At 66.5% G+C, this 21,612-nt stretch carries 21 protein-coding genes; 9 read left to right on the top strand and 12 right to left on the bottom strand.

Annotation, left to right across the window (positions count from 1 at the left end):
• Positions 1-192: 192 nt before the first annotated feature.
• The 4 genes from Ga0080574_RS13895 to gcvA all read left to right on the top strand — a co-directional run bounded on the left by Ga0080574_RS13895 (position 193) and on the right by gcvA (position 4,534).
• The gene (locus Ga0080574_RS13895) at positions 193-996 is read left to right on the top strand and encodes an EAL domain-containing protein (RefSeq protein ID WP_076700240.1); all 804 of its coding nucleotides are present in this window, start codon (positions 193-195) and stop codon (positions 994-996) included.
• A gap of 195 nt (positions 997-1,191) precedes the next feature.
• Positions 1,192-2,367 (top strand): acetyl-CoA C-acetyltransferase, encoded by a 1,176-nt coding sequence (locus tag Ga0080574_RS13890; RefSeq protein ID WP_076700236.1) that lies wholly within the window; start codon positions 1,192-1,194, stop codon positions 2,365-2,367.
• Positions 2,368-2,521: 154 nt separating this feature from the next.
• Positions 2,522-3,244, top strand: a complete 723-nt coding sequence (gene phbB, locus Ga0080574_RS13885) for an acetoacetyl-CoA reductase (RefSeq protein ID WP_076700232.1) — start codon at positions 2,522-2,524, stop codon at positions 3,242-3,244.
• 348 nt (positions 3,245-3,592) lie between these two features.
• Positions 3,593-4,534 carry a transcriptional regulator GcvA gene (gcvA, locus tag Ga0080574_RS13880; protein ID WP_076700229.1) on the top strand — a complete coding sequence of 314 codons (942 nt, stop codon included), beginning with the start codon at positions 3,593-3,595 and terminating at the stop codon, positions 4,532-4,534.
• A gap of 72 nt (positions 4,535-4,606) precedes the next feature.
• Here the strand turns inward: gcvA and Ga0080574_RS13875 are convergent, their stop codons facing one another.
• The 3 genes from Ga0080574_RS13875 to Ga0080574_RS13865 all read right to left on the bottom strand — a co-directional run bounded on the left by Ga0080574_RS13875 (position 4,607) and on the right by Ga0080574_RS13865 (position 5,872).
• On the bottom strand, positions 4,607-4,780 hold the full coding sequence (locus Ga0080574_RS13875; protein WP_076700226.1) for a YdcH family protein: 174 nt from the start codon (positions 4,778-4,780) through the stop codon (positions 4,607-4,609).
• Positions 4,781-4,893: 113 nt separating this feature from the next.
• Positions 4,894-5,667, bottom strand: a complete 774-nt coding sequence (locus tag Ga0080574_RS13870; protein ID WP_076700223.1) for a tRNA1(Val) (adenine(37)-N6)-methyltransferase — start codon at positions 5,665-5,667, stop codon at positions 4,894-4,896.
• Positions 5,657-5,872 (bottom strand): putative signal transducing protein, encoded by a 216-nt coding sequence (locus Ga0080574_RS13865; RefSeq protein WP_076700220.1) that lies wholly within the window; start codon positions 5,870-5,872, stop codon positions 5,657-5,659. The genes Ga0080574_RS13870 and Ga0080574_RS13865 overlap by 11 nt, the downstream gene beginning before the upstream one ends.
• A gap of 55 nt (positions 5,873-5,927) precedes the next feature.
• On the opposite strand from Ga0080574_RS13865, the gene Ga0080574_RS13860 reads away from it, so the two are divergent.
• Positions 5,928-6,929, top strand: coding sequence for a polyprenyl synthetase family protein (locus Ga0080574_RS13860; protein ID WP_076700216.1), 1,002 nt, complete (start codon positions 5,928-5,930; stop codon positions 6,927-6,929).
• On the opposite strand, the gene Ga0080574_RS13855 is transcribed toward Ga0080574_RS13860, so the two are convergent.
• Both Ga0080574_RS13855 and Ga0080574_RS13850 read right to left on the bottom strand, forming a co-directional pair.
• Positions 6,923-7,798, bottom strand: coding sequence for a 4-(cytidine 5'-diphospho)-2-C-methyl-D-erythritol kinase (locus Ga0080574_RS13855; protein ID WP_076700213.1), 876 nt, complete (start codon positions 7,796-7,798; stop codon positions 6,923-6,925). The genes Ga0080574_RS13860 and Ga0080574_RS13855 overlap by 7 nt on opposite strands.
• Entirely contained in the window at positions 7,785-9,512 is a 1,728-nt protein-coding gene (locus Ga0080574_RS13850; protein ID WP_076700210.1) for a tetratricopeptide repeat protein, read from the bottom strand. The genes Ga0080574_RS13855 and Ga0080574_RS13850 overlap by 14 nt, the downstream gene beginning before the upstream one ends.
• A 189-nt stretch (positions 9,513-9,701) precedes the next feature.
• Here Ga0080574_RS13850 and Ga0080574_RS13845 point away from each other — a divergent pair, with 189 nt between their 5' ends.
• Together Ga0080574_RS13845 and Ga0080574_RS13840 are read left to right on the top strand one after the other, a co-directional pair.
• A complete protein-coding gene (locus Ga0080574_RS13845; protein WP_076700207.1) occupies positions 9,702-10,922 on the top strand; it encodes a GTP-binding protein in 1,221 nt (406 codons plus the stop codon).
• A gap of 113 nt (positions 10,923-11,035) precedes the next feature.
• Positions 11,036-13,534 (top strand): cation:proton antiporter, encoded by a 2,499-nt coding sequence (locus tag Ga0080574_RS13840; protein WP_076700204.1) that lies wholly within the window; start codon positions 11,036-11,038, stop codon positions 13,532-13,534.
• A 32-nt stretch (positions 13,535-13,566) separates the two neighbouring features.
• Here Ga0080574_RS13840 and Ga0080574_RS13835 read toward each other — a convergent pair whose 3' ends face one another.
• The 6 genes from Ga0080574_RS13835 to Ga0080574_RS13810 form a co-directional block, all read right to left on the bottom strand.
• Positions 13,567-13,857 (bottom strand): 4a-hydroxytetrahydrobiopterin dehydratase, encoded by a 291-nt coding sequence (locus tag Ga0080574_RS13835; RefSeq protein ID WP_076700201.1) that lies wholly within the window; start codon positions 13,855-13,857, stop codon positions 13,567-13,569.
• A complete protein-coding gene (locus Ga0080574_RS13830; protein WP_076700198.1) occupies positions 13,854-15,053 on the bottom strand; it encodes a GNAT family N-acetyltransferase in 1,200 nt (399 codons plus the stop codon). Before Ga0080574_RS13830 ends, Ga0080574_RS13835 begins: the two co-directional genes overlap by 4 nt.
• A 49-nt stretch (positions 15,054-15,102) precedes the next feature.
• Complete coding sequence (locus Ga0080574_RS13825) at positions 15,103-15,858, bottom strand: glycerophosphodiester phosphodiesterase family protein (RefSeq protein ID WP_076700194.1); 756 nt, start codon at positions 15,856-15,858, stop codon at positions 15,103-15,105.
• 3 nt (positions 15,859-15,861) lie between these two features.
• Positions 15,862-16,323: a RidA family protein gene (locus Ga0080574_RS13820; RefSeq protein ID WP_076705976.1), complete on the bottom strand. Its 462-nt coding sequence runs from the start codon at positions 16,321-16,323 to the stop codon at positions 15,862-15,864.
• A 77-nt stretch (positions 16,324-16,400) separates the two neighbouring features.
• Entirely contained in the window at positions 16,401-17,708 is a 1,308-nt protein-coding gene (locus Ga0080574_RS13815; protein ID WP_076700191.1) for an HlyD family type I secretion periplasmic adaptor subunit, read from the bottom strand.
• Positions 17,705-19,435: a type I secretion system permease/ATPase gene (locus Ga0080574_RS13810; RefSeq protein WP_076700188.1), complete on the bottom strand. Its 1,731-nt coding sequence runs from the start codon at positions 19,433-19,435 to the stop codon at positions 17,705-17,707. The genes Ga0080574_RS13815 and Ga0080574_RS13810 overlap by 4 nt, the downstream gene beginning before the upstream one ends.
• Before the next feature lie 169 nt (positions 19,436-19,604).
• On the opposite strand from Ga0080574_RS13810, the gene Ga0080574_RS13805 reads away from it, so the two are divergent.
• Positions 19,605-20,384: an MlaA family lipoprotein gene (locus Ga0080574_RS13805; protein ID WP_076700185.1), complete on the top strand. Its 780-nt coding sequence runs from the start codon at positions 19,605-19,607 to the stop codon at positions 20,382-20,384.
• Positions 20,384-20,986: an MlaC/ttg2D family ABC transporter substrate-binding protein gene (locus Ga0080574_RS13800; RefSeq protein WP_076700182.1), complete on the top strand. Its 603-nt coding sequence runs from the start codon at positions 20,384-20,386 to the stop codon at positions 20,984-20,986. The genes Ga0080574_RS13805 and Ga0080574_RS13800 overlap by 1 nt, the downstream gene beginning before the upstream one ends.
• 52 nt (positions 20,987-21,038) lie before the next feature.
• On the opposite strand, the gene Ga0080574_RS13795 is transcribed toward Ga0080574_RS13800, so the two are convergent.
• Positions 21,039-21,527: a peroxiredoxin gene (locus Ga0080574_RS13795; RefSeq protein WP_076700179.1), complete on the bottom strand. Its 489-nt coding sequence runs from the start codon at positions 21,525-21,527 to the stop codon at positions 21,039-21,041.
• Positions 21,528-21,612: the final 85 nt, after the last annotated feature.

The raw sequence follows: 21,612 nt of genomic DNA, 5'->3' as shown, positions 1-21,612 counted from the left end.
GGGCCACCAACACCAATGAAAGCGCGCTTATAGGCGCTTTGGCGGAGGAGTCAACACGCCCTGCGCCGGCACCGGAATCCGCTGCAAAATGCAATCATTTACCCGCGATTAAGCCCGGCAGGGCAGAGTGGCGCGCATCGGGGCCATGGCGGCCCGGCACGGCAGGACGAGCACGATAGGGGCGGCTGCGGCATGCAGGCACAAAACGCATTGGATCTGGCCCTCGCCAAGCGTGACAGCGGCATGCTGGATACGGTGCGCGCGGCGATCCGGCACCGGCAGGTGCTGCTGGCCTTCCAGCCGGTGGTGCAGGCACGGCAACCCGATATCGCCGCCTATCACGAGGGGCTGATCCGGGTGCTCGACGAGACCGGGCGCATCGTCCCGGCGGAGGAGTTCATCTGCCTAGTCGAGGAAACCGAATATGGCCGGCTGCTCGACTGCATCGCGCTGGAAAAGGGGCTCGCAGAGCTCGCGAGGGAGCCGGGGCTGCGCCTGGCGGTCAATATGTCGGCGCGCTCCATCGCCTATCGCGACTGGATGCGTATTCTTGAGCAGGGGCTCGCAACGGATCCGACGGTGGGCGAGCGGCTGATTCTCGAAATCACCGAATCCTCCGCCATGCTGGTGCCGGAGATCGTGACGAGCTTCATGGCCGGGCTGCAAAGCAAGGGTATCGCCTTTGCGATGGACGATTTCGGGGCAGGATATACAGCGCTGCGCCATTTCAAGGACTTCAGCTTCGACATTCTCAAGATCGACGGTCAGTTCATTCACGGAATCGCCCGCGATCCCGACAACCAGGTGCTGACCCGCGCCATCGCCGTCATCGCCGAGCAGTTCGACATGTTCACCGTTGCCGAATCGGTCGAGCGGGCGGATGACGCGCAGTATCTGACCGAAATCGGAATCGACTGCCTTCAGGGGTTTTACTTCGGCGCGCCCACCGTCTCGCCCGGCTGGCGCTCCGATGCGACCGGCAGCGCCACCGCCTGAGCGCGCGGACATCCGCTAACAGCCCCTCGGTGCGGAAATTTTGCGCTAGCATTTGCGCTATCAGCCCGCGATTTCCGCAGACAGGCACTGTCCCATGCCGCAGCGGCACGCTATGAACAAAGCGCAAGATCAAAACGGGAGGTCTTGCCGGATGGCCGGGCCTCCTGAGTCACGCTCTGCTTGGAGGAGTTATCCATGACCAATGTCGTCATCGCATCCGCGGCCCGTACCGCCGTCGGCAGTTTCGGGGGCTCGTTCGCCAATACCCCGGCGCACGATCTGGGGGCCGCCGTGCTCGAAGCGCTGGTCGCGCGCGCCGGCATCGAAAAGGGTGAGGTTTCGGAAACCATCCTCGGGCAGGTGCTGACCGCCGCCCAGGGCCAGAACCCGGCCCGTCAGGCACATATCAATGCCGGTCTGCCGCAGGAAAGCGCCGCCTGGAGCATCAACCAGGTCTGCGGCTCGGGCCTGCGCACGGTCGCGCTGGCGGCGCAGCACATCCAGCTCGGCGATGCCGACATTGTCTGCGCCGGCGGCCAGGAGAACATGTCGATGGCCCCGCATGCGCAGAACCTGCGCGTGGCCCACAAGATGGGCGATGTGAAATACATCGACACCATGATCAGGGACGGACTCTGGGACGCGTTCAACGGCTATCACATGGGCCAGACCGCCGAGAACGTCGCCGAGAAGTGGCAGATCTCGCGCGAAATGCAGGACGAGTTCGCGCTCGCCTCGCAGAACAAGGCCGAGGCCGCGCAGAACGCCGGCAAGTTCGACGACGAGGTGATTCCCTTCACCATCAAGACCCGCAAGGGCGAGACCGTCGTCGACAAGGACGAATACATCCGCCACGGCGCCACCATCGAGAACATGCAAAAGCTGCGCCCGGCCTTCACCAAGGACGGCACGGTGACTGCGGCCAACGCCTCGGGCATCAATGACGGCGCCGCCGGCGTGCTGCTGATGTCCGCCGACAATGCCGAAAAGCGCGGCATCACCCCGCTGGCGCGCATCGCCTCCTACGCCACCGCCGGGCTCGACCCGTCGATCATGGGCGTCGGCCCGATCTACGCCTCGCGCAAGGCGCTGGAAAAGGCCGGCTGGAGCGTCGACGATCTCGACCTCGTGGAAGCCAACGAAGCCTTTGCCGCACAGGCCTGCGCGGTGAACAAGGACATGGGCTGGGATCCGTCCATCGTGAACGTGAACGGCGGCGCCATCGCCATCGGCCACCCGATCGGCGCTTCGGGCTGCCGGGTGCTGAACACCCTGCTCTTCGAGATGCAGCGGCGCGACGCCAAGAAAGGCCTCGCCACGCTCTGCATCGGCGGCGGCATGGGCGTTGCCGTCTGCGTGGAGCGTCCGTGAGGCGCCTGAGCTTTCCGGATCGGGGCGCCATGGGCGCCCCTTTTCATTTGACGGCCTTTTTGTCGTTGTAAAATCTTCACGCAACATTGTTGCGCATCGAAACTTCTTTCGGTAACAACCTTACCTGAGAGTTCAAGCCAGACTGGAGGATATCATGGCGAGAGTTGCACTGGTCACAGGCGGCACGCGGGGCATCGGCGAAGCGATCTCCAAAGCGCTGAAGGCACAAGGCTACGACGTGGCCGCAACCTATGCCGGCAATGACGAGAAGGCCGCGGCCTTCACCGAAGCCACGGGCATCAAGACCTACAAATGGAACGCGGCGGATTACGAGGCTTCCAAGGCCGGTATCGCGCAGGTCGAAGCCGATCTCGGCCCGATCGACGTGGTGGTCGCCAATGCCGGCATCACCCGCGACGCGCCGTTCCACAAGATGACCCCGGAGCAGTGGAAAGAGGTGATCGACACCAACCTCACCGGCGTCTTCAACACCGTGCACCCGATCTGGCCCGGCATGCGCGAGCGCAAGTTCGGCCGCGTCATCGTGATCTCCTCGATCAACGGCCAGAAGGGCCAGTTCGCGCAGGTGAACTATGCCGCGACCAAGGCCGGCGATCTGGGCATCGTGAAATCGCTGGCGCAGGAAGGCGCGCGCTACGGCATCACCGCCAACGCCATCTGCCCAGGCTATATCGGCACCGAGATGGTCATGGCCGTGCCGGAGAAGGTCCGCGAGTCGATCATCGCACAGATCCCCACCGGTCGTCTGGGCGAGCCCGAGGAAATCGCGCGCTGCGTGGTGTTCCTGGCCGCCGACGAAGCGGCCTTCCTCAACGGCTCGACGATCTCGGCCAATGGCGGCCAGTTCTTCGTCTGATCGTCAGATCCGGCCCGGGCGGTGATCCGCCAGGGCCGCGCGACAAAAAAACGCCCCCGGAGCCATACGGTTCGGGGGCGTTTTGCTGCGCAGTCGCGCCAGACCGCAGGGCCGGGGAGCCTTCGGTCAGTGACGGCGCGGACGCAGCATCCGGAAGATCGCGGTGAACATTTCGCCTCGGGCCAGATGCGCGGCGCGAAAGGCATCGCGGTAGCGCTGATCGCGATGGGTCTCGATCATGACAGCCTCCTGACTCAGAAATTTTGAACTGACCCCAGGGTAAATTTCTGTCACGATGCGCACAAACGAGACTATTTCGGCCATCACACAAGAAAAACTTAACTCACCATGCCCGACAGGCTACCGCCCCTCACCGCCCTGCGCGCCTTTGACGCCGCCGCCCGCCACATGTCCTTTGCCGAGGCCGCGCGCGAGCTCAACGTCACCCCGGCGGCGCTCTCCTTCCAGATCCGCAATCTGGAGGAGCATCTCGGCGCGCCGCTGTTCCGACGGCTGAACCGCGCGGTCGAGCTGACCGCCGCCGGGCGCGCACTGGCGCCGGGCTGCGCCGATGCCTTCCTGAGGCTCGAAGAGGCCTGGCGCGCGGCGCGGCGGCGGCAGGACAGGCCAGTGCTGACGGTCACCGCCGGCCCCGCCTTCACCGCGAAATGGCTGTCGCCCCGGCTGTTCGAATTCGCGCAATGTCACCCCGAGATCGAGCTGCGCTTTTCAGCGAATTTCCGGATGATGGATTTCGAGCGCGACGAGGTCGACGTGGCGATCCGCTACCGCATCGAATCCGAGCCGTCGCTCTGGTCGATGGATCTGATGGAGGAATGGCTCTCGCCGATGATGACCCCGGCGCTGGCCGCGCGCTTTCCCACGCCGGAAAGCCTGCTGCAAGCGCCGCTTCTCGCCGAGGAGAGCACGGATTTCATCTCGCCCCGCCCGGACTGGGCAGCGTGGTTCCGGGCCTGCGGCATCGAGCGGCCCGCCATCGCCCCCACCCGGTTCAGCCAGGCCGACCATGCCATCGACGCCGCCCTTGCCGGCGCCGGCGTGATCCTGACGCGTTCGTCGCTGGCGGCGCATGCGCTGAGCGCCGGCACGCTGGTCGCACCGTACGATACCGCGCTCGGCACGCCGGCGCGGTATCGCTTTGTTTGCGCTGCGGGCAAAGAGGACGATGCCCGCATCGTTGCCTATCGCAACTGGCTGATCGGCGAGATCCGGACACACACGGAAACCCTGCCGTCAAAGCAGGTCATTCAGGTCGCGGATCTGGCTTAGTCTCTTGCTGGATGGTTCCGAGGGGCCGGCGGCCTCATGCGCCACCGGACCCGGGTCGTGAGGAGTAGCGGATCAGTGCGGCTGTTCGCTCAGCCGGGTGATCTCTTCCTTGAGGCGCAATTTCTGCTTCTTGAGCGTGGCGACATGCAGGCCGTCAGCGCTGGGACTGCGTTGCAGATCTTCCACAGCGGTCGAGAGGTTCTCGTGCTTCTTCTTCAGTTCCTGAAGATGCGAACTCAAGCTCATACTTTCCTCCTTTGCTGGGTTGAGCCTCCAGTGCAGCACATCCGGCGATTCAAGTCACGCCGCAGGTGCAAACGACATCAACATTCCCTTACCATGCGTCATGCACTGGGCGGTCACGGCGGGAAATTGAGCGCATCGCCTTCCCGCAGCACCGCACGAATGACGTCGGTATAGTCCTCGCCGTCTTCAAGATGGGCCGCGCCCGCATGCAGAAGTAGCGGCGCATGCAGGCGAAAAGCCGCCCGGCCACCCTTGCGCCCGCGGGCGAGAATCAGCCGAGGCGCGCGGCCCTCGCGCGGCGCCAGCGGCCAGAGCTCCAGCGATCCCAGCCCCGCCTGCATGGCGGAGATCAGCTCCGGCAGGCGCTCGGCGCGCTGGATGAAGGTCGCGGTGCCGCGCGGGGCGAGACGTTTGGCCGCAAGCGCCACCCAGGCGGCAAGCGGCACCGGGCCGGCCAGCGCCGTCTCGCGCCCGGCATCGGGCGCGGCGCTGCGGCTGGCAGCCTCGAAATAGGGCGGGTTGGCGATGACGTGATCGAAGCGCTGCGCCTTCAGCACGGCGGGTGGGTCGGCGATGTCGCCCTCGATCACCGTGCCGGTCAAAGCGTTCTCGGCGAGGTTCCGGCGGGCCAGCGCCGCATAGGCCGGCTGGATCTCCAGCCCGGTGAGCACCAGCCCCGCCACCCGCACACCCAGACAACAGAGCGCCGGCGCCGCGCCGCAGCCCAGCTCCAGCACGCTCTGGCCCGCCCGCGCCGGCACGGTTGCGGCCAGCAGCACCGGGTCGATGCCCGCGCGATAGCCTTCGAGCGGCTGCCAGAGCTGCACCCGCCCGCCGAGGAACGCGTTGCGCGTCAGCGCCGCCTCGGCAAAGGGATCAGCCCTCAAACTTCACTCCGTTCATGCGCAGGATGCGGCGGGCGTCGTCGATCTCGTCCGAGCGCACCATGAGACGGCGCGGCAGAATGCCCAGACTGCCTTCGAGAACGCTCATATTTACGTCCAGCTCGAAGCTGTCTATACCCTCCTCGTCGAGGAGGGTTTTGACCAGCGGGATCAGCGTGATGTCGGTGGTGCGTAAAAGCTCTTCCATACTGGGGATGTAAGGACAGGGCTGCCGCCTTGTCGAGCCTTATGCCGAGGGTTTGATGGGCCTGGATACGCCGAACCAAAAGCCGCATGACCGGCTTGCCGCGCTGCTTTCCGAAGATATGGCCAGCGTCAATGCGCTGATCCGCGAGCGCATGGCGTCGAAACACGCGCCGCGCATTCCGGAGGTCACCGCGCATCTGGTGGAGGCCGGCGGCAAGCGCCTGCGCCCGCTGCTGACGCTCGCCTCGGCGCGGATGTGCGGCTATGACGGCCCCTTCCATGTGCATCTGGCCGCGACGGTGGAGTTCATCCACACCGCGACGCTGCTGCATGACGACGTGGTCGACGAAAGCAGCCAGCGGCGCGGGCGGCCCACGGCCAACCTGCTCTGGGACAACAAATCCAGCGTGCTGGTGGGCGATTACCTCTTTGCGCGCGCCTTCCAGCTGATGGTCGAGCCGGGCAATCTGCGGGTGCTCGACATCCTGTCGAACGCCGCCGCCACCATTGCCGAGGGCGAGGTGCTCCAGCTCACCGCAGCGCAGGATCTGCGCACCGACGAAGACATCTATCTGCAAGTGGTGCGCGGCAAGACGGCGGCGCTGTTCTCTGCCGCGACCGAGGTCGGCGGGGTGATCGCCGGCGTCGAGGAGGCGCATGTGCAGGCGCTCTTCACCTATGGCGACGCGCTGGGGATCGCCTTCCAGATCGCCGACGACCTGCTCGATTATCAGGGCGACAGCGCGGCCACCGGCAAGAATGTCGGAGACGATTTCCGCGAGCGCAAGCTGACCCTGCCGGTGATCAAGGCGGTGGCCGCCGCCGATGACGAAGAGCGCGCCTTCTGGGTGCGGGTCATCGAGAAGGGCGACCAGCAGGAGGGCGATCTGGAGCATGCGCTGGCGCTGCTCGACCGTCACGGCGCGCTGGAAGTCACCCGCGACGACGCGCTCGGCTGGTCGGAAAAGGCCAAGAAGTCCCTGGCGGTGCTGCCCGAGAGCGAGCTGCGCGACCTGCTGATCGAACTGGCAGATTTCGTGGTGGCGCGGCTCTACTGAGCCCGCGGGCGGGCGACGTCAGAGGCATCGCCCAGCACGCAGTCCGCAACCCACCAGTCCGGATGTGCCCGCCGCAACTCGCTTGCGGCGCTTGCGGCGCCGCCCTGCCCCGGGAACAGCCCGAAACAGGTGGCGCCCGATCCCGACATCCGCGCCAGCGCGCAGCCCGGCAGCGCCGAGAGCGCGCTCAGCACCTCCGTGATCACCGGCTCCACCGCCCGCGCCGGCGCCTCCAGATCGTTGCGCATTTCCGCCAGGAAGCTCAGCAGCGCCTCCGGGGCGGAGAGATCCGGCAGCGGGTCGGGCATCGGCGGGTTGTCGCGGCGCTCCAGCGTGCGAAAGATGTCGGGCGTCGCCACCGGACAGCGGGGATTGGCCAGCACCGCATGCAGTTGCGGCAGCGTCACCGGCTCCAGCCGCTCGCCGATGCCGCGCGCCCGCAGCGGGTGGCAGGCGAGGCACATGGGCACATCCGCCCCGAGCCGCAGCGCCGCCTCGGCCTCGGCATCCCCGGGCACGCGGCCCCGCAGGTGCAGCATCCCGCGCATCGCCGCCGCCGCATCCGCCGAACCGCCGCCGATCCCGGAGGCCATCGGCAGGGCCTTTTCCAGCACCATCGCCGCGCCAGCCTCGCCGGCCAGGCAGGCGGCGGCACGCAGGGCGAGATTGTCCGGCCCCGCAGGCAGGCCCGCGCCCTCCGGCCCGGTCACCTCGAGCGACAGCGCATCCGCCGCGCTCAGCACCAGCCGGTCGCCGATGGAGGCGAAACAGACCAGCGAATCCAGCAGGTGATAGCCATCGGCCCGGCGTCCGGTGACATGCAGTGTCAGATTGATCTTTGCCGGGGCAAAAACCTCAATCGGCGCCATTGGCCACCTTGAGCGGCGGCGCGCCTTCCTCGGCGAGCACCTGGTCGAGCCCGACGCGAAGCTTGTGCCGGATGCGCTCGGGGTCGATCTCGTCGGAGGCATCGCTCCAGTTGACAAAGCTCAGCGCCCGTTTCCACTGGAATTCCGCCTCCAGATCGCGGCCCACCGCCCAGTAGACATCGCCCAGATGGTCGTTGACCACCGGGTCCACCGGCATCAGTTCGGCGGCGCGCTCCATATGCACGACCGCCTCCTCGTAGCGGCCCAGGCGGTAGAGCGCCCAGCCCAGGCTGTCGACGATATAGCCGCTCTGCGGCTGCGCCGAGACCGCGCGTTCGATCATCTTCAGCGCCTCGTCGAGCTTTTCCTGATGCTCGACCAGCGAATAGCCGAGATAGTTCAGCACCTGCGGCTGTTCCGGATTGAGCTCCAGCGCCTCGCGGAAATCGGCCTCGGCACCGTCCCAGTTTTTCAGCCGCTCCTTGGAGATGCCGCGTGCATAATAGAGGAACCATTGCGACGGGTGCGTGCCGTCGAAGCTCTCAAGCGCCGCGTCATAGGCGGCAACCGCCTCGTCATAGCGTTCGAGCTGACGCATCATGTCGCCCAGCGCCGATTGCACAGTGGCCTGATCGCCGTGGGTGTCGGCCAGCTGTTCGAGCACCTCGACCGCCGCATCGACCTTGTCGGCCGAGCGCAACGCCTCGGCGCGGCCCAGCTCGGCGGCGTGATAGGAGGGGTCGTCGCGCGGTACGCGCTTGTAGGTGGCCACAGCCAGATCGTACTGCCCGAGGCTTTCCAGCAGGCTCGCCGAGAGCAGGATCGCGCCCGCATGATCCGGGCGCAGATACTCGGCGATGCGGGAGTAAAGCAGGGTGAAATCGTCATTGGCCTCGTTGGCCAGCGCACCCGCCAGGGTATAGAACACCTCGGCGATGCCGTCCTTGGCGGAGGTCACATAGGTGAAGGGCAGCCGTTCGCCCTCGACCAGCGCCTGACGCATCTCCTCAAGCCCGGGATCGCGGGGCTGCGGAAAGCCCTCCTCGATCATCGCGACCGCTTGGTCCTGCCGGTCGAGCTGGCTGAGGATCTCCGAGCGCGCCATAATCGCCCGCCGCGTGAGCTGCATGCTGCCCGCCTGACGCCCGGCAAAGATCGTCTCGGCACCCTCGAAATCGCCGACCGAGGCCAGCGCCATCGCCTTGTGATAGGCGGCGAAGGCGGCAAAGCCTTTTTCCTCGCCGACCTTGTCGAAGGCGACCAGCGCCGCGCTCATGTCGCCGCGCCCGAGCTCGGCCCAGGCGCCGGCCAGCCCGTCGACCAGCGGGCCGATGGCCTTCTTGTCGTCGATCCGCTTCAGCAGCGCGTCGTAGTCCTCGCGCTGCGAGAGATCGGCGACTTGCGCCATATGGCCAATCTGGCTCTGGATCCCCTGTTCCGTGAGCCGGTCCGCCAGCTCCACCGCGTGCTCGATATCGCCGAGCGAAAGATTGGCCAGCGTGGCGCGCTCCATCAGCTCGGGATTGCCCGGATCGAAGGCGATGGCGCGGCCGTAATAGTCCGCCGCCGCCTTGAAATCGCCGAGGAAGCTCGCCTGACGCGCGGCCAGGTAGCCGCCCGAAAGACTGTTCGCCGCCACAGGCCCCGCCAGACCCGCCGCGAGCGCCAGTGCGATCCCCGCGCTCCGAAGCCTTCCCAACGCCGTGCCTGCCATGCCGTAGCCTCCTGTTATCATCGGCAAAGCCTATCTTGCCCGGCCTGCCCGCGCAATGCGGCGGCGGATCACGCCTCGGTCAGCGCGGCAGGTTTCTGCGTCCCTCGCCGCCCAGCCCGACATTCGGGCTTGCCGAGCCCGGACCTTCCGCAGTATTGATACGTTATAACATTGCATATTGGAGGTGACATGCCCGAAAAAGACCCCCGCCTGCCGGTCACCGTGCTGTCCGGATTCCTCGGCGCCGGAAAGACCACGTTGCTGAACGAGGTGCTGAACAACCGCGAGGGCCGCCGGGTGGCGGTCATCGTCAACGACATGTCCGAGGTGAATATCGACGCCGATCTCGTGCGCGAGGGCGGCGCCGATCTCAGCCAGACCGAGGAAAAGCTGGTCGAGATGTCCAATGGCTGCATCTGCTGCACCCTGCGCGACGATCTGCTGACCGAGGTCCGGCGCCTCGCCGCGGAAAAGCGTTTCGACTACCTGCTGATCGAATCCACCGGTATCTCCGAGCCGCTGCCGGTGGCCGCCACCTTCGAGTTCCGCGACGAATGGGGCCGCAGCCTCTCGGATGTGGCGCGGCTCGACACGATGGTGACCGTGGTCGACACGGTGAACCTGCTGGAGAACTATTCCAGCCACGATTTCCTCTCGGACCGGGGCGAAAGCCTGGGCGAGGCCGACGACCGCACGCTGGTCGATCTGCTGGTCGACCAGATCGAATTCGCAGATGTGGTGGTGCTCAACAAGATCGCCGATGCCGGGCCCGACCGGCTGGACGCGGCGCGGCTGATCGTGACCGCGCTCAACCCCGACGCGCAGATTATCGAGACCGATTTCGGCCGCGTGCCGCAGGAGCGGATCTTCGACACCGGACTGTTCGATTTCGAAACCGCGCATGAGCACCCGCTCTGGGCCAAGGAGCTTTACGGTTTTGCCGATCACATACCGGAAACCGAGGAATACGGCGTCTCGTCCTTCGTCTACCGGGCGCGGCGGCCCTTCGAGCCGGAGAAGATCCACAAGGTGCTGAACGGCCCGCTGCCCGGCGTGATCCGTGCCAAGGGGCATTTCTGGGTCGCCACGCGGCCCGACTGGCTGGCGGAGTTCTCGCTCGCCGGCGCGCTGTCGAGCATCCGCCCGCTGGGGCAATGGTGGGCCACCGTGCCCGAGTCGCGCCGCCCGCAGCATCCGCAGGCCGTGGCGTATCTGGAACAGCACTGGCAGGAGCCCTTCGGCGACCGCCGGCAGGAACTGGTGTTCATCGGCGCAGGCTTTGACCGCACGGCGATCACCGCCGCGCTGGATGCGGCGCTGGTGCCGGAGGGCAGCGGGTTCGTGCCCGAGAGCTGGGCCACCCTGCCCGATCCCTTCCCCGCATGGCGTCGCGCGGCAGAAGCCGCCTGACGCCATCCTGCCCGGCGGTGCCCCCGCCGCCGGGCGCTTTCCCGCCACTGTCCCGCCCGCGCCGCAAAAACCCCTCTTTTGCAAAAGCCTGTTTTGCCTCTATTTGCGCGGTCATGGACATCGTTCTGATCACCACCATCATCGCCTCGCTGTTCCTCGTGATCGGCCTGGCCGAGCCGCTCGCGGCACGGCTGCGGCTGCCTTACAGCGTGATCCTCGCGGTGCTGGGCATGCTGATCGGCGGCGCCGCGATCTTCTTCCTGCGCACCACCCTCACCGATGCGCTGAACCCGGTGGCCGAGGCCATCCTCGGCCTGCCGATCCGCTCCAACGTGTTCCTCTACGTCTTCCTGCCGACGCTGCTCTTTCAGGCGACGCTGGGCATGGAGATCCGCCGCATGCTCGACGACTGGGTGCCGATCCTGGTGCTGGCGGTGGTCGCGGTGGTGGTGGCCACGCTGAGCGTGGGCTTTGCGCTCTCCTGGACATCGAGCCTGCCGCTGGTGGCCTGCCTTCTGGTCGGTGCCATCGTCTCGACCACCGACCCCTCGGCGGTGATCTCGATCTTCCGCTCGCTCTCGGCGCCACGACGGCTGGCGCGAATCATCGAGGGCGAGAGCCTGCTGAACGACGCCGCCGCCATTGCGCTGTTCGGCTTCTTCATGGGCTTTGTCATGCTGGGCCTGCCGGACCCGACCTTGCAAGACGCGCTCACCCGCTTTCCGCTGCTGATCCTCGGCGGCGCGCTCACCGGCTGGCTCATCGCGCGCGCCGCGATCCGGGTGATGGGGCTGATCCCGCGCTACGAACTGGCGCAGCATTCGATCTCGGTCGCACTGCCCTACCTCGCCTATATCGTCGCCGAGCAGAGCGTCGGCGCCTCCGGGGTGATCGCGGTGGTGGCCGCCGGGCTGACGCTGAACCTCGTCGGGCCCGGGCGCCTGCCGCCGCAGGCCTGGACCAACCTGCGCGAGATCTGGGACCTGCTGGCGCATTGGGCCGGGGCGCTGATCTTTATCCTCGCCGCCCTGCTGATCCCCCGGCTGCTCGAAGAGTTCCGGCTGAGCGATGCGGTGCTGATCGGCGTGGTGGTGCTGGCCGCCATCGTGGCGCGGGCGGCGATCCTCTTCGGCGTGCTGCCGCTGCTGACCGCGCTGCGCCTGTCGCCCACGGTCGAGCGCCCGTATCGCGCGGCGATCCTCTGGGGCGGGCTGCGCGGCGCCGTCACCCTGGCGCTGGCGCTGGCGGTGACCGAGAGCTTCCGCGTGCCGCTGGAGGTCAAGCGGCTGGTGGGCATCCTCGCCACCGGCTTCACCCTCTTCACGCTGATCGTGCAGGGCACGACGCTGCGCTGGGTGATCCGCAAGCTGGGGCTCGACCAGCTCTCGCCCATCGACCAGGCGCTGTCGCGGCAGGTGGTGGCGGTGGCGCTGCAAACCGTGCGCGAGGATGTCGCCCGTACCACCGCGAATTACGAGCTCAACCGCGACATCGTGCGCGGCGAGGCCAAACGCTTTGGCGACCGGCTGAACCTCGCGGTGCAGGAGGCCGAAGAGACCACCGAGATCCTCGAGCGCGACCGCATCACCCTCGGGCTGATCGCGCTGGCGGGCGCCGAGCGCGACACGATCATCGCCCGGGTGCGCGACCATTCGGTCTCGTCCCGGCTGGCCGAACAGTTGCTCTCGGATGCCGACCGGCTGATCGAGGCGACGCATTCCTCCGGGCGCACCGGCTATCGCCGCGCCGCGCGGCGCACCGTCGCCTATGGGCGCGGCTTCCGGCTCGCCGCCGGGCTGCACAATCGCTTCGGCCTGTCCGGCCCGCTGACCCGGCTCACCGCCGACCGTTTCGAACAGCTTTTGTCGCAGCGGCTGATCCTGCGCGATCTCGACGGGTTCATCCATGGCCGCATCCGCCGTATCCACGGCCGCCGGGTCTCTGAACTGCTGACCGAATTGCTGACCCAGCGCATGAAGGCGCTGTCCCGGGCGCTGGACGGGCTGCGGCTGCAATATCCCGGCTATGCCGAAGAGCTGGAGCGCCGCTTCATCCGCCGCACCGCGCTGCGGCTGGAAGAGCGCGAATACGCCTCCATGCGCGAGGACGGGCTGATCGGCGACGAGCTGCACACCGCGCTCGTGCAGGACATCGCCGCGCGCCGCGCCGCCGCCGAGGAACGTCCAAAGCTCGACCTGGCGCTGCAACGCGCGGAACTGGTGCGGCAGTTTCCGCTCTTCGCCGGGCTCGACGAGGCCGCGATCCGGCGGCTCGCCCGGTCGCTCTCGACGCGCTACGCCAATGCCGGCGAGGTGGTGATGGCCAAGGACAGCCCTCCGCGCAGCGTCTGCTTCATCGCCACCGGCGCGGTGGAGCTGGAGAATGCCGGTCAGGTCTGGCGGCTGGGGCGCGGCGAGATGTTCGGCCAGATGGCGATCCTGACCCGCAAGCCGCGCCGGGTGGAGGCCCGCGCCATGGCGCCCAGCACGCTGCTTATTCTCGACGAGACGCGGTTCCGGCGCCTGCTCAAGCGCAGCAACCGTCTGCGCGCCGCCGTCCGCGCCAGCGCCGAGAAACGCGGCATCGACCCCGATACGATCCTGCCGGCATAGGCGGAAGCGGGGCCGCAGCGCGCCTGCCTGCCTCAGAGCGAATCGAACTTGCGCGCCAGCTTGGCGTCGAGCGACGACAGCCCATCCACATCATGGGTCGAAAGCACCACATCCACGGTCTTGTAGACATTCGTCCATTCCGGGTGGTGGTTCCACTTCTCCGCCCACATCGCGGCGCGGGTCATCCAGGAAAACGCTTCGGTGAAATCCTCGAAGACATAGCGCTTGTGAATCGCGTCGCGGTCTTCGAGCATCTCCCAGCCGTTCTCCAGCAGCGGCGCGAGGATCGTCTCGCGTGCGGTATCCGAGAGTTTTTCGGTCATTCCTGTTCCTCTATCTGGTCTTTGCGGAAGGGCCCGTAGGCGGTGAGGATCTCGATATCTTCGCCCACCGCCTGCCGCTCTTCCTCAAGATAGCGCGCCACCGCCTTGGCAAAACCCTGATCGGCCAGCCAGTGCAGGCTGTGGGTCTCGACCGGCAGGTATCCGCGCGCCAGCTTGTGCTCGCCCTGCGCCCCGGCCTCGACCCGCGCCAGCCCGTGGCGGATCGCGAAGTCGATGGCCTGATAATAGCAGGCTTCGAAATGCAGGCAGGGATGATCCTCGACGCAGCCCCAGTAACGGCCATAAAGCGCCTGGCGCCCGATGAAATTCAGCGCCCCGGCCACGTAATGCCCGTCGCGCTCGGCCATGACCAGCGCGATATCGTCGCGCAGCGTGTCATGGGCGATCTCGAAAAACGCCCGCGTCAGATAGGGCGAGCCCCATTTGCGCGCGCCGGTATCCTGATAGAAATGCCAGAACGCATCCCAGTGCTCGGGCCTGATCTCGTCGCCGGTCAGCATGCGGATGGTGCCGCCAAAGTCGTGGGCGGTACGGCGTTCCTTGCGGATGTTCTTGCGCTTGCGCGAGCTGAGGCTGGCGAGGAAGGCGTCGAAATCCGCGTAATCGTGGTTTTCCCAGTGAAACTGCTGCGTCACCCGCCGCAAAAGCCCCATGCGCTCGCCGGCAATGGCCTCGGCTTCGGTGCAGAAGGTGACATGCAGCGAGCTGAGCCCGTTCTGCGCGGCAAACTGCGCCGCCCCCTGCACCAGCGCCGACATGCCGGCCACGTCCTGCCCCGGCTTGCTCAGAAAGCGCCTGCCGGTGGCGGGGGTGAAGGGCACGGCGATCTGGAGCTTGGGGTAATAGTCGCCGCCTGCGTTCTCATAGGCATGCGCCCAGGAATGATCGAAGATGTACTCGCCCTGGCTGTGGCCCTTGGCATAGAGCGGCGCCACGGCGATGATCTCGCCATCGGCCTCGGCGGTCAGGTAGCGCGGCTCCCAGCCGGTGCCCGGGCCGACCGAGCCCGATGCCTCCAGCGCGTGCAGAAAGCGCCAGGTCGTGAAGGGATCCTGCGGACGCCCGCCATCCACGACCTCGGGACAGGCGCAGGCGTCCCAGTCGCTTTGCGCGATCTGGTCGAGCGACGTCAGGACATTGACGGCGATGGTGGCGCCGGAGCTTTGATCTGTCATGCGTGGGTGTTCCCTGCCTGCCTCTAATCTGGCCTGCATGCGCCGGGGATCAAGCGGCGTAGCCCTCGAATGTGATGTTCTGCGCGACCTTTCGCGCCTGCGCCTCTTCGGCGGGCGTGCGGATCGTCCAGCACAGCACCGGCGTGCCGGCAGCGCGCAGCGCGGTGACGCGCGGATTGTCGAGATCGCGCCAGTGATGGCTGATAAAGCTCGCCCCCGTACGCTCGAAATCCGGAATGCCGCGCAGCCGTTCGCGGGTGGCGGGCGGCAGCGTCGGGTAATCCTCCGCCGTGAAGGCGCAGGTGGTGAGGCCGCGCGGCAGATCGGACGCCAGCCGGGCCAGCGCCGCCACCGTATGCGGGTTGAAGGACATCAGCGCCACCGGCCCGTCATAGCCGCTGAGCGCCGCCACAGCGGCGCGTTCCAGCGCACCCACATCCGGGCCCATGGCGCCGTCCTGATCCTTGAACTCGATGAGCAGCGGCACCTTGCCTGCCACCAGTTTCAGCACCTCGGCCAGTGTCGGGATGCCGGCCTGACCGTGGCGCAGCGGGATCGCGCCCAGCTCCGCCGCGCTGCGCTGGCGCACCGGGCCGCTTTGGGCGGTCAGGCGCGCCAGGTCGTAATCGTGAAAGACCATCGCCTCGCCATCGGAGGAGAGCTGAAGGTCGATCTCGATGCCGTAGCCCGCCGCCACCGCCGCGCCGATCGCCTCGACGGAGTTCTCGGGTCGGCCCGAGGCCACATCGTGCAGCGCGCGGTGGGCGATGGGCCGGTCGAGAAAGGCGGCAGGCAGCGCGTGCATGGCTCAGGCCAGCTCGAAGATCGCGTCGATCTCGACCGCGACACCGAGCGGCAGCGCACCCGCCGAGACCGCGGCGCGGGCATGGCGCCCGGCATCGCCCAGCACCGCGACGAAGAGGTCGGAGGCGCCGTTGATCACCTTGGGCTGATCGGTGAAATCGGGTGTCGAGTTGACGAAGCCGGTCAGCTTCACCACCCGCTTGATCTTGCCCAGATCGCCACCGCAGGCGGCCTTGGCCTGCGCCAGAAGGCTCAGCGCACAGGCGGCGGCGGCTTTCTGGCCCGCGTCGACATCGAGATCGGCGCCGAGCTTGCCGAGGATCAGCCCGTCCGGTCCCTGGCTGATCTGGCCGGAGATGTAGAGCATGTTGCCGCTCTGCACATAGGGCACATAGTTTGCGGCGGGGGCAGGTGCGTCGGGCAGGGTCAGGCCCAGTTCGCTCAGGCGGGCGTCGATATCGGACATGGTCGTCTCCATTGCTTTTCCGGCGCGAAGCTAGCCGCCCCGCGCCGCAATGGAAATAGCCCTCTGACCGATGGCGTTCAGCTCTCGCGGAACGCCTTGGAAAAGTAATCGGTGAAGGGTTTCACCAGATAGGCCAGCGGCGTGCGGTCGGCGGTGCGCAGGAAGGCCTCGACCGGCATGCCCGGGATCAGCGTGGTGTTCTCGGGCAGTTTCGCTAGCTCGTCCTCGTTGAGCACGATCTCGGCCCGATAATAGCTGACCGAGGTGTTCTCGTCGGTGAAGGCATCCGCGGAAATCTGCGTCACCGTGCCAAAGAGCTCGGGCGTCACGCGCTGATCGAGCGCGGCAAAGCGCAGCGTCACTTCCTGGCCGACATGGGTCTGGTCGATATGGATCGGCTCGACCTGCACCGCGATCACCAGCGGACGGTCCTGCGGCACGAGGTAGAGCACCGGCTCGGCGGCGCGGATCACCGAACGCGGCGCGAACACGGTCAGGCCATAGACCACACCCGAGACCGGCGCGGTGATCTCCATGCGCTTGAGCTGCTCCTTCAGCGCCTGACGCTGCTCGGCCAGCTCGCGCGAGCGGAATTGCATGTCGCGCAGCGTGGTGATCGCCTCTTCGCGGCGCGTGGTGTCGAGCTTGAGGATCTCGATCTCGATCTCGGTGATCTGACCCTCGGCCTGCGCCTTCTGCGCGATAAGCTCGCCACGCGAGCCGGCGAGCCGCGCCCGCTCGCGCTGGAGCGCCAGCACGCGGCTGGCCTGCGCCAGGCCACGGTCGAGCAGCGATTGCTGGTCGGTCAGCTCTCTGTCGATCAGCTCAAGCTGGTCTTCGAGCGCCAAGGTCTGCGCCTCGACCCCGTCGATCTGGTTGCGGATCTGGTCGCTGCGCTTGCTCAGCTGCTCGATCTCTCGCCCGACGGAGTCGCGGCGCGCGAAGAACAAGTTGCGCTGGCCTTCGACAAGCTCGGCGATTTCCTCGTTCTCACCGGCCAGCTCCAGCAACTCCTCGGAAAACACCAACTCCTCGTCGCCATCGCGTTCGGCGGTGAGACGGGCCCGGCGCGCCAGAAGCTCGAAATACTGGCCCTCGACGATCGTGAGCTCCGATTGCAGGAGCGTCGGATCGAGCCGGATCAGCACCTGCCCCTTTTCGACCACGTCGCCTTCATCGACGAGGATCTCGGACACGATGCCGCCATCTGCATGCTGCACGACCTGTCGGTTCTGATCGACCTGGATCTGCCCGCCGGCGATGATCGCGCCGGAAATCTCGGTGGTCGCCGCCCAGGTGCCAAAACCTCCGACCAGAATGACCAGTGCCAGAAGGCCGAACATCATCGGTTTGCGCAGCGGAAAATCCTTGCCCTGCTCGCTCATCGTACCCCTCCCGGCCCAGCGTTCTGGGCGAGCTGTTCGTGGTTCTTGACCATGCTGCGCAGCACCTCGTCCTTCGGACCAAAGGCGGCGCGGGCGCCGTGTTCGAGCATCAGAAGCACATCGCATTCGCGGATCGCGGCGGGGCGGTGCGCCATGATGATCACGGCCTTGCCCTGTTCCTTCATCCGGCGGATCGCCTGGTTCACCGCCTCCGACCCCTCATTGTCGAGGTTCGAGTTCGGCTCGTCCAGAACGAGGATCACCGGATCGCCATACATCGCCCGCGCCAGGCCGATGCGCTGCAACTGTCCGCCCGAGAGCCGCCCGCCGGTCGCCGAGACCCGCGTGTCGTAGCCATTGGGCAGCTTGAGGATCATGTCATGCGCCGCGGCCTTTTTCGCCGCTTCGACGATCAGCTCGGGATCGGGGGTTTCCGACAGCCGCGCGATGTTCTCGGCGATGGTGCCGTCGAACAGTGTGACGCGCTGCGGCAGATAGCCGATATGCTTGCCCAGCGCCTGCCCGTATTGCTCGATCGAGGCGCCGTCGAGACGGATCTTGCCACCGGCCGGGCGCCAGACCCCGGTCAGGGCGCGGGCGAGCGTCGATTTCCCGGCACCGGACGGCCCGATCACCCCAAGCGCCTGCCCGGGGGTGAGGCCAAAGCTCACGAGCCGCAGCGCCGCCTGATGCTCGCCCGGCGGCACAACGGTCAGCTGCGTCACCTCGAGCTGCGCCCGGGGTTTGGGCAGCGGCAGCCGCTGCTCCTCGGGCGGGATTTCGGAGAGAAGCTGCGACAGGCTTTCCCAGCCCTTGCGCGCACGGGTCACCATCGGCCATTGGCCGATGGCCAGCTCGATCGGCGCCAGCGCCCGGCCCATGAGGATCGAGCCCGCGATCATCGCGCCCGCCGTCAGCTCGCCCTGAAGCACCAGATAGGCGCCAAGCCCCAGCATCGCCGATTGCAGGAACAGACGGAACGTCTTGGTCACGACGGTAAAGGTGCCGACGATATCGGTGGTGCCGATCTGCCCCTTGAGCGAGGAGGACCGCGCCTTGTGCCAGCGCTGGAACGCCTCTTCGCGCATGCCCAGCGACTGCACCATCTCGGCCTCGTTGCGGATCTGCTCCGAGGTGTGCTCCGCACGCAGCAGCGCGCGGTTCGATTTCAGCGTCGGTTTGCGGCTGAACAGCTGGTTGAAACCGGTGATGATCACCAGCACCACGCCACCGGCCAGGGCGAGATAGCCGAGCCAGGGATGGAAAATGAAAATCCCGGCGATGAAGAGCGGAGTCCACGGAATATCGAACATCGCCATCAGCACCGGCGAAGACATCAGCCGCTGCACCGATTCGAGGTCCCGCAGCCCGGTGGCGGCCAGCTCGTCGGGCTTGACGGCAGAGCGCCGCATCACCGCGTCGAAAACACGCACGTCCATTGCGGCCTGAAACCGTGCCGCGACACGCGCCATGACACGGCCGCGGGCATAGTCGAGAATGCCCATCATGCCGTAAAGAAAGGCCACCAGTACCGAAAGTGCCAGCAGCGTCGCCTCGGAACGCGAGCCAAGCACCCGGTCGTAGACCTGGAGCATGTAGAGCGGCCCGGTCAGCATCAGAAGGTTCACAAAGAAACTGAAGATCGCGACAAACCAGTAATAGGCGCGGCTTTGCTTGCGAGCGGCCAGGAGTTCATCGCGGCCCGCCTCGTTGGATGTTTGTTGCATGAGCGCGTCGGCTCTCCCGTGGTAATGCGTATACCTGTATCATGCACAGGCAATGGTTTAACGATCGTTCCACCATCCCGGTCACGCGGGCATGGCGGGCCCGCTGCTTGCTTGGATCACGGGCCATCTGCAATTATGAGTCCTTGTATAACAACAGCAGGAATTTCCAATGCCATTTCTCTGTCTGACGGACCGGACCCGGACACTCCGAACAGGTGTCCTTCTGGCCGCCAGCCTGATCGTTTCGGCCTGTGCCGTCCCCGGCCCCGGAGAGGCGCCGGACGGCATATATGACCCCAACGAAGGCGCGAACCGCCGCGTGCATGCATTCAACAAACGGGTCGACAGCACGCTGTCCGGCGGCGACGGCCCGGGCCTTGCCGCCTCTGTGCCCGCGCCGGTGGCCGCCGGGATCGGAAATTTCGCCGATACCGTATCGCTGCCGCAGACCGTGGTGAACCAGATCCTCCAGGCGCGGCTGGGCCGTGCCGCGCGCAACACGCTGCGGTTCTCGGTCAATGCCACCATCGGGGTCGCGGGCCTTTTCGATGTGGCCTCCGAGATGGGGCTGCCCGAGGATGACAGCGATTTCGGCGAAACCCTCTATGTCTGGGGCTTCCCCGAAGGCGCCTATATCGAGCTGCCGGTGCTTGGCCCCGCCACCGAGCGCGACGCCGTCGGCAAATTCTTCGACCTCTTCACCGATCCGGTGAGTTATCTGGTGCGTACCCCCGACCGCTATTATGCCAGCGGCGCGCGGCTCGCCGACAAGGCTCTGAAGCGCGCCGAATACGGCGACAGCATCGACGCGCTGCTATACGACAGTGCCGACAGCTATGCGCAGCTGCGCATGATCTATCTTCAGAACCGGCGTTTCGAGCTGGGAGATGAAACCTCGGGCGGCGAGGACTATATCGACCCCGAAGCACTGGATACGGAGGGTTTCTGATGGCGCAGCAACTGTTTTCGCGGCGCGGCGTTCTGGGCTGCACGGTCGCGGCGGGCCTCATGGCGGCGCTGCCCGGCGCGGCTCTGGCGGTTACCGCAGGGCAGGCTCAGGGGCTGGTCGATCAGCTTGTGGGCGAAATCAACAGGGTGATCGATTCCGGCAAATCGGAATCGGCGATGATCGGCGATTTCAAACGCATCTTCGAACAATACGGGGATATGCCCTATATCGCCGCCTATGCGCTCGGCGCCGACGGGCGCAGCGCCAGCACGTCGCAGAAACGGGCGTTCTCGGCGGCCTTCTCGGGCTATATCTCGCGCAAATACGGCAAGCAGTTCCGCAAGTTCATCGGCGGACGGCTGGAGGTGAACGGCGCGAAGAAGGTCAAGAACGCCTATCAGGTCTCGACCACCGCCTATCTGCGCGGTCAGGCGCCTTTCGAAGTCACCTTCTTTGTCGGCGAGAAATCGGGCCGGTTCTACAACATGTATATCGAGGGCGTGAACATGCTGCTGACCGAGCGCACCGAGATCGGCGCCATGCTCGACCGGCGGCGCGGCGATCTCGACGCGATGATCGAAGACCTCAAACGCGCCGGCTGACGCAAAGCGGGCGCCCTGTGAGGCGCCCGCGATACATCATCCCAAGACCGGATCACATGGCGTCGAGCAGCCCCTCGCCGGCCGAGATTTCGCATTCGCCCGGGCTCGCCTCGGCGTGGAAAAGCGTGACGGTGCCGTCTTCAACCAGCATCGCATAGCGTTTGGAGCGCGCGATGAGCCCCGCCGGCGGCGCGGTGAAATCCATGCCGATGGCCTTGGTGAACGCGCTTTCCGCATCCGAGAGCATGGTGATCCCGGCCTCGGTGGCGCCGGTCGCCTCGCCCCAGGCCTTCATCACGAAGGGATCGTTGACCGAGACGCAGATGATCTCGTCCACGCCCTTTTCGGCAAAGCTGTCCTTGGTCCGGATAAAGCTCGGCACATGCGCCGAGTGGCAGGTGGGGGTGAACGCCCCCGGCACGGCGAAGATCACCACCTTGCGGCCCGCCAGCTTGTCTTCGAGCTTTACCTGTTCGGGGCCCTCGGGGCCCATCTGGCTCAGCGTTGCGGCAGGCAGGGTGTCGCCTTTTGAAATAGCCATGGTCGCGCGTCTCCCTAGATTGCGTTTTCCACGCACCGGGATATAGGCTGCGCGCTAACAAGACCAAGGAAAAATAAAGGAGCCA

It is taken from the genome of Salipiger abyssi (assembly GCF_001975705.1).
Taxonomy (GTDB): Bacteria; Pseudomonadota; Alphaproteobacteria; order Rhodobacterales; family Rhodobacteraceae; genus Salipiger; species Salipiger abyssi.
This window is presented reverse-complemented; position numbering and strand designations above follow the sequence as displayed.